The 12966-nt window shown below is 66.8% G+C and carries 9 protein-coding genes; 3 read left to right on the forward strand and 6 right to left on the reverse strand.

Annotation, left to right across the window (positions count from 1 at the left end):
- The first annotated feature begins 82 nt into the window (after positions 1 to 82).
- Both ABZ293_RS21565 and ABZ293_RS21570 read left to right on the forward strand, forming a co-directional pair.
- Positions 83 to 763, forward strand: coding sequence for an NYN domain-containing protein (locus ABZ293_RS21565; protein ID WP_354956626.1), 681 nt, complete (start codon positions 83 to 85; stop codon positions 761 to 763).
- Positions 763 to 3573 carry an MMPL family transporter gene (locus ABZ293_RS21570; protein WP_355183159.1) on the forward strand — a complete coding sequence of 937 codons (2811 nt, stop codon included), beginning with the start codon at positions 763 to 765 and terminating at the stop codon, positions 3571 to 3573. Before ABZ293_RS21565 ends, ABZ293_RS21570 begins: the two co-directional genes overlap by 1 nt.
- 336 nt (positions 3574 to 3909) lie before the next feature.
- On the opposite strand, the gene ABZ293_RS21575 is transcribed toward ABZ293_RS21570, so the two are convergent.
- Positions 3910 to 5496, reverse strand: a complete 1587-nt coding sequence (locus ABZ293_RS21575; RefSeq protein WP_355183161.1) for a DUF2339 domain-containing protein — start codon at positions 5494 to 5496, stop codon at positions 3910 to 3912.
- A gap of 1258 nt (positions 5497 to 6754) precedes the next feature.
- Positions 6755 to 7174 (reverse strand): hypothetical protein, encoded by a 420-nt coding sequence (locus ABZ293_RS21580; RefSeq protein WP_355183163.1) that lies wholly within the window; start codon positions 7172 to 7174, stop codon positions 6755 to 6757.
- A gap of 356 nt (positions 7175 to 7530) precedes the next feature.
- Between ABZ293_RS21580 and ABZ293_RS21585 the strand changes: the two genes are divergently transcribed.
- Positions 7531 to 8721 carry a helix-turn-helix domain-containing protein gene (locus ABZ293_RS21585; RefSeq protein ID WP_355183165.1) on the forward strand — a complete coding sequence of 397 codons (1191 nt, stop codon included), beginning with the start codon at positions 7531 to 7533 and terminating at the stop codon, positions 8719 to 8721.
- A gap of 8 nt (positions 8722 to 8729) precedes the next feature.
- Here ABZ293_RS21585 and ABZ293_RS21590 read toward each other — a convergent pair whose 3' ends face one another.
- The 4 genes from ABZ293_RS21590 to ABZ293_RS21605 form a co-directional block, all read right to left on the reverse strand.
- Positions 8730 to 9434, reverse strand: a complete 705-nt coding sequence (locus ABZ293_RS21590; RefSeq protein WP_355183167.1) for a DUF1707 domain-containing protein — start codon at positions 9432 to 9434, stop codon at positions 8730 to 8732.
- Between the two features lie 386 nt (positions 9435 to 9820).
- Positions 9821 to 10525 carry a response regulator transcription factor gene (locus tag ABZ293_RS21595; RefSeq protein ID WP_355183169.1) on the reverse strand — a complete coding sequence of 235 codons (705 nt, stop codon included), beginning with the start codon at positions 10523 to 10525 and terminating at the stop codon, positions 9821 to 9823.
- Entirely contained in the window at positions 10486 to 11691 is a 1206-nt protein-coding gene (locus ABZ293_RS21600; protein WP_355183171.1) for a DUF5931 domain-containing protein, read from the reverse strand. The genes ABZ293_RS21595 and ABZ293_RS21600 overlap by 40 nt, the downstream gene beginning before the upstream one ends.
- On the reverse strand, positions 11669 to 12928 hold the full coding sequence (locus tag ABZ293_RS21605; protein ID WP_355183173.1) for an AI-2E family transporter: 1260 nt from the start codon (positions 12926 to 12928) through the stop codon (positions 11669 to 11671). Before ABZ293_RS21605 ends, ABZ293_RS21600 begins: the two co-directional genes overlap by 23 nt.
- Positions 12929 to 12966 lie beyond the last annotated feature (38 nt).

Here is a 12966-nt window from a genome sequence, read left to right on the forward strand (position 1 = left end):
CCGTCATGACGGCCATGTCGGAGCCGAGCGCCAGCGAGGCGAAAGCATGAGCATCAGTGACGTCGTAGAGGTTGCCGGGGAGATGCACGGCACCGGAACCGAGGTGATCGGTGCCACCGGGCCCGATGTGCGTCGGGTGCTGCTGGTCTGGGACGCCCCGAACCTCGATATGGGACTCGGCGCCATCCTCGGCGGGCGTCCGACGGCTGCCTATCGACCGCGCTTCGACGCGCTCGGCCGCTGGCTGCTCGCGCGCACCGCCGAGCTATCGGTGGGCAGCGTGACCCGGGTCGAGCCGGAAGCCACCGTCTTCACCAATATCGCCCCGGGCACCGCGGATGTGGTGCGGCCGTGGGTGGAGGCGCTGCGCAATGTCGGCTACGCGGTCTTCGCCAAGCCCAAGATCGACGAGGACTCCGATGTGGACGCGGATATGCTCGCGCACATCGAGCTACGCAGTCGCGGCGCCGGACTGGCGGGCATCATGGTCGCCTCCGCCGACGGCCAGGCATTTCGCGAACCACTCGAACAATTGGCCGCCAACGGAATCCCTGTTCAGATACTCGGCTTCCGTGAGCATGCGAGTTGGGCCGTCACATCCGATACCCTCGAATTCATCGACCTCGAGGACATCCCGGGCGTGTTCCGTGAACCGCTGCCCCGGGTCAGCCTCGACTCGTTGCCCGACGAGGGTGCCTGGCTGCAGCCGTTCCGGCCGCTGTCGGCGCTGCTCACCTCTCGCCCTGCTCAAGGAGTCGCTTAGTGTTCACACGCTGGGGCGATCTGGTCTACCGACTGCGCTTCGCCGTCATCGGCATTGTCGCGGCCGGACTCTTGGCACTTGGCGGCTATGGCCTCGGCCTGGAGGACCATCTCAGTTCCAGCGGATGGGATGACCCGACGTCGGAGTCGGCCAAAGCTGCGAAGCTGTCCGACGATGCCTTCGGTCGCGATCACACGAGCGATGTCATCGTGCTGTACACCGCGCCGGACGGTAAGACGATCGACGATTCCGCATTCCGGCAGCAGGTCGTCGACAGCCTGAACAAGCTGCCGCGCGAGCATCCGGACGAGATCACCAAGGTCAACGGCGCCTACTGGCAGACCGAAACCGGTCCGGCGTCACCGTTGACGTTCGGTTCGAAGGATAAGAAGTACACCTTCGCCTCGATCGCCATCAAGGGCGATAACGACACCGCCATGGTGCGCAACTTCCGGAAGGTGAAGGACGCCTTCGCCATTCCCGGCGTCGATGTGCAGGTCGCGGGTCTGCAGGCGGTGGCGGGCACGCTGAACGACACCATGGCCGCCGACCAGAAGCGGATGGAGATCCTGGCCATCCCCGCGGTCGCGGTGCTGCTGTTCTTCATCTTCGGCGGTGTGGTCGCGGCGGCGCTGCCGCTGATCGTCGGTGGTCTCACGGTGATCGGCGCCTGGGGCATCGTGCGCTTCGCCACCGAGTTCACCGAGGTCAACTCGTTTGTCTCGCCGGTCGTTTCGATGATCGGTCTCGGTCTGGCCATCGACTACGGCCTGTTCATCGTGAGCCGGTTCCGCGAGGAACTCGCCGAGGGCTATGACACGCGCGCGGCCGTGCGCCGGTCGGTGATGACCGCGGGTCGTACCGTTGTGTTCTCCGCGACCATGATCATCGCCAGCCTCGGCGGCATGCTGCTGTTCCCGCAGGGCTTCCTCAAATCGATTGCCTACGGCTCCATCGCGACCGTCTCGCTGGCCGCACTGACCGCCATCACCATCCTGCCCGCGATGCTCAGCATCCTGGGGTCGCGGGTGGATATGCTCGGGTTCAAGCGATTCCGCAAGACCAAGACCGCCGAGGAAGTCGAGAACGGCTTCTGGGGCAAGTCGACCCGCTGGGTGATGCAGCATCCGCTCAAGATCGCCATCCCGATCTGCATCCTGTTGCTGCTGTTGATCATTCCGGTCAAGAATCTGGCATTCGGCGGTATCAACGAGCGGTATCTGCCGCCGGACAATTCGACTCGACTGGCGCAGGCGAAGTTCGACTCGATCTTCCCGCTGCGCAAATCCGATCCGATCCAGCTGGTCTTCGTCTCCGATAACAGCAATGACGTCGGCAAGGTGTGGGCCGCGGCCAAACAGGCGCCCGGCTTGAACGGCACCTTCAATGTGCCGTCGCGCTCCACCTCCGACCCGGATGTCTACAGCACCAGCGCGACGCTCGAGGACTCCGAAAACCCGGATCCGACCATCGACTATCTGCGCTCCCTCGACATGCCCGACGACGTGCAGATGTATGTCGGCGGTCAGCCCGCGATCCAGAAGGACAGCATCGATGCGCTGCTGCATCGGATGCCGTTGATGATCGCGCTGGTCCTGTTCGTGACCACGCTGCTGATGTTCCTCACCTTCGGCTCACTGGTGCTGCCGATCAAGGCCGCATTGATGAGCGCGCTCGGATTGGGTTCCACACTCGGCATTTTGACGTGGATCTTCGTCGACGGGCATGCCGCGAGCCTGCTGAACTTCACCCCGCAGCCGATCATGTCGCCGGTGCTGGTGCTGATCATCGCGGTCATCTACGGTCTGTCGACCGACTATGAGGTATTCCTCCTGTCGCGCATGGTCGAGGCGCGCGCCCAGGGGGCATCGACCACCGAGGCGGTGCGCATCGGTACCGCGCAGACCGGACGGATCATCACCGCCGCCGCGCTCATCCTGCTCGTGGTCACCGGCGCGTTCGCGTTCTCCGATCTGGTGATGATGCAGTACCTGGCCTACGGCATGATCGCGGCGCTGTTCATCGACGCCACCATCCTGCGCATGCTGCTCGTCCCGGCCACCATGAAACTGCTCGGTGATGACTGCTGGTGGGCACCGACGTGGATGAAAAAGGTGCAGCAGAAGGTCGGACTCGGCGAGCCGATTCTCGATGATGAGCGGCCCGGTGGCGGTGAGCTCGTCGACCTGGTCAAGACCACCCCGATCACCGATCCGCCGACCATGCAGATGCCCGCGCTCTCCGATAACGCCACGACCCGGGCCCGCAGCCCGCGCCGTCCGCGCACGATCGAGGAGATCGAGGCCGGTGCGCCGACGCAGCATCTGACCAAGATCCCGGCGGATCCGCCGGTGCCGCCGCGACCGGTTGCCGCGCCGCATGATCCGACGCGGCCGCGGGCGAATCCGTCTGCGCCTCCGATACCTTCCGTGCAGCCCGCGCCGCCGGTACGCCGGGTGGCCGAACCGGTCGTTCGGCCGCGTCCGCTGCCGGGGATTCCAGGGGCGTCCGAGCCGACGTATCCGATTCCGCCGACGCCTGCGCCGATGCCGCCACCGCCGGGCCAGCCCACACCTTTGCCGACGGCTTCGTCGGACCACCCGGCCCACCACGCGGCGCCCGAACAACCCGCCACCCCGCCATCGAATGACGAAGTCCCGGACCAGAACCGGAGCAGCATCGAAAACTGGATGGCCGAATTGCGCTCCAACCGCCGCGGCATCGGCAAACCCGATGGGGGCCGCCACCACAGCGCCGATGGCCGCACCGTCAGCGTGAACGAACTGCTGCGTCGCAAGGGGAACGAGTAGCCGACGTTCAGTGCGTCGAGAGGACCGAGCGCCACGTGACCGTCGACAGGTAAAGCGGCGGCATGTGGTCAGTGGTAGCCGACAGACACTACGGTGGGCGCGATATCGATGGCCAGCGCATCCCCGTCGGCTTCGGGTAGTCCGGTGCGCCGTCCCGTGCGGCAATCGCAGATCACGAGATTGCCTCGGGTGCCGACAGAAATGACTGTGCGGCCGCAACTTTGGGTCGCGGCCGTGCAGCTGTGGCAGCGGAGGGTAATGCCGACCGGATTCCGGGCGTGGATGCACGATTCAGCGACTGGGTAGCCGGGAGGCCGCCGCCGATGTAAGGCGCCGTCAGTTGGCTGGGGCGTCGTCTGAATTTCGTTTCGAGGCACCGGCTTCGGCGAAGGCTCGGGCGTAGCGGGTACCCGCGAGCAGGAGCAGGACGCCGACTATCAGGAAGGCGGCCACTCGGACGAGGCCGTCGAGGGTGGCGAGGTCGAATAGGAACAGTTTGGCCAATGCCGCGGCCGTGACGAGGAGTCCGGAGCCGAGGGCGAGTTTCGCCACCGCGGCCGAGCGGGATAGGTTGCGCAGACCGAAGAGCAGCGCGGCGGTGGCCGCGGCCATCCAGATAATGGTGGCGGCGCTGTGGCCGATGATGAAGCCGTCGGCGGCACCGGATGCGATGCCGATCGAGACCGTCGCGGCGGTTACGGCATACAGGCCCGCGATGCTCGCGACGACGAATAGCGTCGATTCATCGGTGCCGCCCCTGGTCATGCCGGGGAGTCTCCGGGCACACCAGACGCCCGCGGCGATTACGGCCAGTGCGAGGACTGCCCCCAATGCGGTGGAGATGCCCATGCGCTCCTGCGCGATCCGTTGTGTCGCAAGCGCTTCCGGCGTCACAGTGATGAAGTACGCCATGGCGCCGACCATCGTGTAGGCCGCACCGAAGGCGGCGGTGACACGCGAGCATTGCTGACCTGCCACCCGAAGGAAGCCCAGCGCAACCAGGAACAGCGCGATCGGCAGGGTCGACACCCGGGTGATCCCGACACAGGCTTCGAGCAGTGCGAAGGAACCGGCTATTGCGGTGACGAGTGCGATCGAACCCGGAATCCGCACCAGCTCACGCAGTTTCGGCGCCATTGACAATGCCGCCACGGCCAAGAGCACCGCCGCGTAGATCCCGGCGACCAAGGCAGCCGAGTGCCGCTCGAACAGCGCGGGTGCCGCCAAGAGCGGAACCGCCGACAGGGCGAAGGCCAGCGCGGCGACAATATCCCCGGATCGTTTGCGCACCACCAGGAAACCGCCGACCAGCCCGATCGATGCGATCGCCACCGCGGCGGTGAGCAGCCAGTAGATCCGGCCAGGTGCCGGATCGCCAACGGCGGCCACCGCAATGGCGACCAAGGTCGCCAACGTCACCGGCACCGTACGCACCGCATGCAGGAACGGCCAATCGCGCGCCAATTGCACCGGCACACAGGTCAACTGCAGCACGATCAGGAAGGCGAGCAGTACCAATTCCGACGTCACGAACGGCGACAACACCGCCGCACCCGCGACCACCAGCACCGCGAGCGGCTGCGACTGCCAGCGCAGCGCCAGCCCGACCCCACCCGCGGCAACGGCCAACGCCACCCCGAGCCCGACCACCGGATGCAGCCACCCATAGATCGCGGTCACCGCAACCACATCCAGATATGCCCCCGCAATACCCGTGGCCGCCAACGCAATTCCACCGACCCGTCCACCGGCTCGCCCGAACACCCGCACACCGGCTCCAACCAATGCCACCGAGAACACCGCCCCCGCAACAACTCTCGGCACCGGACCGAAGAATCCGGCCTGCGCCGCGAGCACCAACAGCATCACCACCCCGATCAGCGTCACCGCCACCCCGGCCACCGCCAATACCCGACTGATCATCCCCTCCTGCTGCCACCAGGGCGTCCGCGGCGCACGCGCCCCACCCCGCACCGGCGGCCCAGGCGGCCGCATCCCCGGCGGTACCACCCCCGTCCGCTGCGGCACACCCATCGGCCGGTGCCCACCGTGAGTTCCCGTTGCTCCCGGCGGCACACCCACCGGCGCGTACCCACCACGAGTTCCCATTGCTCCCGGCGGCACACCGATCAGCCCGTACCCACCGTGAGTTCCCGTTGCTCCCGGCGGCACACCCACCGGCTGCCCGTACCCACCCGGAACTCCCGCCACCCCAGCCGGAGCTGCCACGGCCGCCCAACCGGACACCGCAGTAGCAGCCGGTTGCGTATAGCCGACCCCATACGCGGGCACCGGCTGTGCCCAACCCGAAGACATAGCAGGCGGCACCGGAATCCGCTCCGTTCCCGTGACAGGATCCGATCCGGACCCCTCCGCCCCCACCGCGGGTGTGCCAGGCACCGCCCCCTGAGCAAGCATGGCTGGAGCGCCGGGGTCCGCACCCGCCGCAGGCTCACCAGGCACCTCACCGGCGGCGGGTACGGCTGGAGCATCAGGCATCGCACCCATCCCGGATGCTCCCGGCGGCACGGCCTCTGGCAACTGCCTCCGGCGACCCGCCAGGTCCCCTGAGACTGCGCCTTCGAAACCGAGCTGCGCTGACGGCGTCGACGCAGGAACAGACGAACCGGATGGCACGTCAACGGAATCGAGCGGCGAATCCACGGCAGCCGGTGCATCTGCCGCATATTTCGAAACCTCAGATGCCGCAACCGAACTCGCCTCGATCTGGCAGCGCAGCAAATCCAGGTCTCGGCCCAGAACGCCCATTTGCGTTCCCAACGCCGTGAACTCCCCTGACAACCGCGAAATCAGCGCGGGATCGATAGACGTAGTCATACCCCAATGCTGATTCGCACACCACGCCGACACATGAGTAGAAATCCTCGGGGAACCCCAGATATCTACCCGACTTGCGGCGCCGCGTTGGTCGAAGGGTCCTACAGATCTACCCGGCGGGTCGTGCGACCGGCACCACCGTCAACAGCCGCTCCAAGCCGACGAAACCATTGGGGTTGATAGTGAACAGCGGTAATTCATTGGCAATCGCCGTCGAGGCGATCATCAAGTCGGCAAGACGCCTGCGCGGCTTCGCCTACCGCTTCGGTAGCACGGTGCTACAGCGTGACACTCCGACCGACCCGCACCCGCATTGCAGGTGGGGTCAGCCGGGGCGCAGCGGTCATTTGGTCGGGGCTCGCATTGTGGTGACCTGGTGGACCGCGTTGATCACCGCTGAACGGGGTGGCATGCGCAGAACGCCGGGGGCCGGTTCGCCTGCCCAGTGCCAGCCGAGTTGGGAGTCGGTGGTGGGGAGCATGACGTAGCGGCCGCCGGGGATGACGGTCACGTGGTGTCCGGCCAGGCAGCGGCGCACGCTGATATCGACGGGGCTCGACGAGCCCGGAGGTGCGACGAGGAAGGTCCAGGTGCGCTCGCCTGGATCGGCGACCACGGGGGCCGTGTAGCCCCGCTCCAAGGTGGCGAGGACCTTGCGGCCCAGATCTGGTGGCATCACCAGGGCGCCGAGGATGGAGCCGGTGGTGATCATCGGGCGACCTGCCAGCAGCTGAACCGGCAACCCGTACCGATGTCGCAGCATATGCGCGACTTCATTGGGAGAGTGACAGCGCTCGAACATGGCCTACCCTTCACCTCGCCAGCAGACCGGGCAGCCCCCTGCGCGTAGCGGGCCGTGCTGTTCGCGCACGCGCTGGATGTGGCGCGCGGATCGATTGGTGTGTGCACCTGGCTCGAGCGCGCGATCGGCGCGGAGAGCTCGCACGGTGGTAATCGGCATGGTGATCATTGCCGCCGCCCTTTGCATTCTCAAAGTTGCAGAAAGGCAACGGTATTCCAACTGAGCATGCACGAGTCGTACGTAATGTCCCACTTTGGGTGAGCGCAATCACTTAACGTCGTACGCTGAAACAAGGATGTAACAAAGGACTTGGCTAGATGGACGATTCCTCGATCGGCGTGCGGATTCGGCTGTTCCGCGGCAAGGCGCTGACCCAGCGCCAACTCGCCGACCAAGCCGGTGTCAGCGTGGACCTGGTGCGCAAACTGGAACAGGGTGGCCGCCAGACCGCATCCATAGCCAGCCTGCAAAAGCTCGCGCGCGCACTGGATGTCGACATCTCGGACCTGGTGGGCAAGCGGCACGGCATACCCTCCGGCAATCCGGATGCGGGCATCGTCGCGATCCGGCGCGCGCTGACTCCGGTCGACGATCTGCTCGGCGAGATGCCCCACGAGGACGCGATCGGCCTCGACGAGGCAAGTCGCGCAGTCGATTACGCGTGGGGCGCCTACTGGACGGGCCGCTACGAACTGCTGACCACGATCCTGCCGTCGGGGCTCACCCAACTGCGGGCTACGGTGCACGCCGCCCACAACGGCACGGTCGCCCCGGCGAATGAACTACTCGCCCGGATGTATTGGGTCACCGGCTGCACACTGGTGCACCTCGGCCAGACCGATCCGGCATTCCTGGCGATCCGGCAGGCACTGGCCGCGGCCGAACTCGGCAACGATCCGCTGCTGCTGGCCACCATCCGCGGCTCGGTCGCCTGGCAGCTGCTGGTGCAGGGCCGCTATGACGAATCGCGCAAGGTCGCGCTGCGTGCGGCGGCGAGCCTGGAACCCGAGGGCGACGAAACCCTCGCGCATCTGTCCGCGTACGGCTCACTGGTGTTGCAGGGCGCCACCGCGGCGGGCCGCGCGCAGGATGTGCCCGAAGCGCTGTCGCTGGTCCAAGCGGCCGGTGAGGTTGCACTGCGCATCGGCAGCGACCGGCACGACTACGAAACCTATTTCGGCCCTTCACAAGTCGTCATGCAGACGGTCGATGTGAACGTGAGCTCCGAACGCTATCCGGAGGCGCTGGCCGCCGCGAAGGATATGCCCGCGAATTGCGGTCTCCCGCAGGCCTCCCGGGCCCGCCACCTCACCGACACCGCCGTCGCCCTGACCCGAACCGGCCAGCACAAGCGCGCACTCGACGCACTACTCAATGCCGAACGCGTTGGCGGCGCCGACTGGATCAAATACCAGACCCTGCCGAGGCATATCGTCTCCGAACTGCTCGACCATGACCGCCGAGTCCCGCTGCGCGCCTTCGCCCGCCGCATCGGCGTCAACGACTAGTCCGGCGTTCAGCTGCGCATCAACCTGCGCCATTGGGCGCGCAGGGTGTGTTTGGCGGTCACCGAGCCGAAGCGGATCCGGCCCTGGACGACCAGGTGCAGCGGGCCGAAGGGTGGGCCGGTGCGAACCTTGTTGTTGACACTGGAGCCGATCAGGTCGACGCCATTGAGGTCGACGGTGGCCTCGGCGGGGACGATCAGGGTGAGCGAACTCAGATAGTCATCGACATTCACCTCGACGACCTGCGTGGACATGATCGCCTCGGTGAAATCGAGGGTGACGCCGGAGAGCCAGTTGTTCAGGTGCAGCGATGGCGCAACCTGCCATGGGCCGCGGCGATTGACGCCGGACAGACGGCTGCGGATCACATTGCCGGGCGTGGCATGCGCCGGAACCGACGGCGGCGGCGATACCGGCCGCTTCGCGACGCCGGGCGCGGCGTTGACGAATGTCGACGGCGGTGCGGCGGGCTGGCCGACGAGCCGGACACCGGGCAGATCGACCAGTACCGCATTGAGCTCACCGCGGGTCTTGGCGGCGAGCGCGGTATCCATCCGCTCGGTGAACTCCCCGAGCGAGAGCATGCCGAGCCCGACGGCCCGCTGCAGCAGTTGACCGACGTGCTCGCGTTCGGCGTCGGAGACGCGCAGTGCACGGTCGCCGACGACGTCACCGGAGCCGACACTATTGGATACCGAATCGGGGCCACCCATGAATTCGAGATTACCGAGCCCCGGGCGCTCGGTGCATCAGGGCAAACCCCGATTCCAGCGCGGCCCCCGACCCGAATCCCCGGCCCCCTCTCGCACCGGTGCACGTCACGGGCATCCGCCGCCCGATGCCTTCGATATGAGTTCGAGGTGGTCACGTGAATCCACAGATGCGTTCGGGCAAGGCAAGCCCCGAATCGACTCCGGTCGAATCGGACACTCAGCGACATGCGCCCATCGAGATGGTCGACGAGCTGGCGGCGATGGGCCTGTCGAGTGCCGTCGAGATCGGCCGGGTCTGCGGCCCGAGCAGTTCCGGTATTTCCAGCACCAGGGATCCCGGGAGTGGCGGGCAAGAAATCAGTGACCGCCGCCGAGCCGATATCGCGCTATTCGAGCCCTTGCTCGATCGCGTAACGGGTCAGCTCGACGCGATTGGCCAACTGCAACTTGCGCAATGTGGCCTGCACATGGTTCTCCACCGTCCGATGACTGAGCCCGAGCCGGGCGGCGATCTGCTTGGCGGACAAGCCCTTCGCCACCATCCGCAACACCTCGGTCTCGCGCTCGGTCAGTGCGGGCCGATGCGGTTCATCCGGTTGCGCGGGCGCGGTCGCCATCCGCCGATACTCGCCGAGCACCAACCCGGCCAGCCCGGGTGTGAACACCGGCTGTCCCGCCGCGGTGGCCCGCACGGCCTCGATCAGCTCGCTGACCGACGCGCTCTTCACCAGATATCCGCAGGCCCCCGCCTTGATCGCGTCCAGCACATCACCGCGCTCGGCCGAGGCGGACAAGACGAGCACCCGACTCTGCGGGGATACCCGCAGCACCTCCGCGGTGGCCTGCGCCCCGTTCCCATCGGGCAACTGCATATCCATCAGCACCACCGCGGGCCGCGCCGCCGCCGCCCGCCGGGTGGCCGATCCGACCCCGTCCGCGGTGGCGGCCACCTCGAATCCGGCCTCGGCCAGATCTCGCGAGACACCGTCCCGCCACATGGGATGGTCATCGACCACCATGACCGAAATCGCCTCGGCCGCACCGACATCGGTCACACCGCACCTCCTGTACGTGGTACCCGGAACTCCCATTCGGTGCCGAATCCGACACCGCCCGCCGCCTCGGTCAGCAGCACCGCCGTCCCGCCCATCGTTTCGATCCGGCCGATAATGGAGCGCGAAACACCCATGCGCCCTTCGGCTTCCGCCTCGGCCAGGCGACCCGGCGCAATGCCGACGCCGTCATCGCGCACGCTGATGATCAGCTCGTCGCCGGTATCCTCCAGCAGCACATAGGCTTTCGCTTCCGGTCCGGCATGCAGCGCGACATTGGACAGTGCGTTCGCCACCGCCGCCGCGATCTCCCCCGCCGTCCAGCGCCCTACCCGGACGGGCCCACCCGGTGTCGAAACGAATACCGACGGCGTCGCGTACGCGGTCAGCAGCGGTCGCAGATCGACATCGGCGCCACCGGTATCCCCGTGTTTGCCCTGTTCGGAGATCAGTACCCGCAGCGCCACTTCCTGTTCCGCGGCGCGCTGGGCCAATTCCTCGGTGGAACCGCCGATCTCGTTGCCGCGCCGTGTGATGTAGCTGAGCACCTGTAGTACACCGTCGTGCACCTCACGGGCCAGCCGCTCCCGCTCCTCGGCGGCTGCGGTCAGCCGCACGGCCCGTTCCAGCTGGCCTTGGGCGCGCCGCGCGGTATCGGCCGCGAGACCGAGCGCGAGACCGATGGAGACGAGCACCGGCGCGGTCGCATCGGCCCACACGTCCTGCCCCCATTGTTCGCGCACCGTCACGATCACCGCCGCGATGAGCACTCCGGAGAGCACACCGGCCACCGGCCCGCGCAGGATCGCTGCCGAGACAACGGCATTGGCGACCCACAGTGTGGTCGGCAGCGTCTGATGCCCGTGGTACCAGCCGTAATCGGCGACCAGTCGGGTCGAGGCGATGAGTGCGACAACCACCACGTGGTCGCCGATCACCACCCACCACCGCAACCGCACCACCTCGGGAAAGTGCCACTGCGACAACATGAATGCCGAGGTGCCCGACCACACCGCCATTACCGCGATCAGCACCCAGCTCAGCTGCTGGTGCTGGTAGTACTGCACCGAGGCGATCTGCTGGCCGACCGCGTAGAGCAGCGTGACCAGCCGCAACGCCTGTACGGCCCGCCACAGCGGCGCGGTTGCCGCATCGGCCGCGCTCAGTTCGGCAGGTCGGACCTCAGTCCGGTCCGGCCGCGTCATCGGTCTCGTCCCCACCCGGGTGCTCCCTGGCCGCCTCCCGCGCCAATGTCGCGTCCACGTCGAACCGGCCGGGTTCCGGTTTATCCGGCTCCGCCGAATACATTCTGTGCCCTTCGCCGGTGTGCAGTTCCTCGAACGCCTCCTCCGGGCTTTCGGACAGCAGTGAGCGGATCGCGGTATTCATCACCGCGACGAACGGCACCGCCAGCAAACCGCCAGCGATCCCGCCGAGCACGATGCCAGCGGCAATCGCCAGCACCACCGCCAGCGGATGGATGCTCACGGCCCGCCCGAGCAGCAACGGCTGCAGCACATGGCTCTCCAGCTGCATCACCGCGATGATGATGCCGAGCACGATCAGTGCGGTCACCCAGCCCTTGGTCACCAGCGCGATGAAGACCGCGATGGTCCCGGCCAGAAATGCACCGACGATCGGAATGAACGCACTGATGAACACCAGCGAGGCCAGCGGCAGCGCCAGTGGCACCCCGAGAATCGCCAGGCCAGCACCGATGCCGATGGCATCGACGAGCGCGACGACCACGGTGGCGCGGACGAATCCGACCAACGTGCCGAAGCCGAGTTGCCCTGCGGTGCGCACCTTTTCCCGATGCGGCGTCGGCACGATCCGGGTGACGAAGTGCCAGATCTGATCGCCGCTGTAGAGGAAGAAGATCAGAATGAACAGCGTCAGGAATGCGCCGGTGAGCATGTGCCCGATCACCGTCGCGGTGGTCAGCGCCCCGCTGGTGAGACCCTCCCGGTTCGATTGGATCGTCTTGACGATCGTGTCGCCCGCATTGCGGATCTGTTCATTGCTCAGATGCGGCGGACCATTGATCAGCCAGTCCTGAATCTCGTGAATGCTGTGGGTGATCTCGTCGGACAGCTGCGGCACACCCTCGACGAACTGTTCGACGACAAAGGTCATGATGCCCGCGACCACGCCGATCGATCCGACGAGCGCGACGAAGACCCCTACCGACCTCGGCACCCCGAGCCCTTGCAGCCAATCCACCAGCGGCGCCAGCAGTGCGGCGGCCAGCAATCCGATGGCGAGCGGGATCACCACCGTCGCCAACCGCTGCACCACCGCCGAGAGCGCGAGCAGCGCGGCGAACATCACCAGCAGCCGCCACGCCCACTCCGCGGAGATCCGGACAAACGGGTGGACGGAATCAGCAGCCGACCGCACAGCAGTGGCTTTCCCCGTAGCACTTACCTTCTGGTCGGTCACCTCCGCGAGCCTAATCGGCGCGGACCGCCGCGGATATG

Source organism: Nocardia sp. NPDC005998, from assembly GCF_040614395.1.
In the GTDB taxonomy this organism is placed as follows: domain Bacteria; phylum Actinomycetota; class Actinomycetes; order Mycobacteriales; family Mycobacteriaceae; genus Nocardia.

What these genes read in the sequence shown, in the direction of transcription:
- ABZ293_RS21565 (WP_354956626.1), top strand. Translation starts at nt 83, where the DNA reads ATGCACGGCACCGGAACCGAGGTGATCGGTGCCACCGGGCCCGATGTG.
- ABZ293_RS21575 (WP_355183161.1), bottom strand. Translation starts at nt 5,496, where the DNA reads ATGATCAGTCGGGTATTGGCGGTGGCCGGGGTGGCGGTGACGCTGATC.
- ABZ293_RS21580 (WP_355183163.1), bottom strand. Translation starts at nt 7,174, where the DNA reads ATGCTGCGACATCGGTACGGGTTGCCGGTTCAGCTGCTGGCAGGTCGC.
- ABZ293_RS21585 (WP_355183165.1), top strand. Translation starts at nt 7,531, where the DNA reads ATGGACGATTCCTCGATCGGCGTGCGGATTCGGCTGTTCCGCGGCAAG.
- ABZ293_RS21590 (WP_355183167.1), bottom strand. Translation starts at nt 9,434, where the DNA reads ATGGGTGGCCCCGATTCGGTATCCAATAGTGTCGGCTCCGGTGACGTC.
- ABZ293_RS21595 (WP_355183169.1), bottom strand. Translation starts at nt 10,525, where the DNA reads ATGGGAGTTCCGGGTACCACGTACAGGAGGTGCGGTGTGACCGATGTC.
- ABZ293_RS21600 (WP_355183171.1), bottom strand. Translation starts at nt 11,691, where the DNA reads ATGACGCGGCCGGACCGGACTGAGGTCCGACCTGCCGAACTGAGCGCG.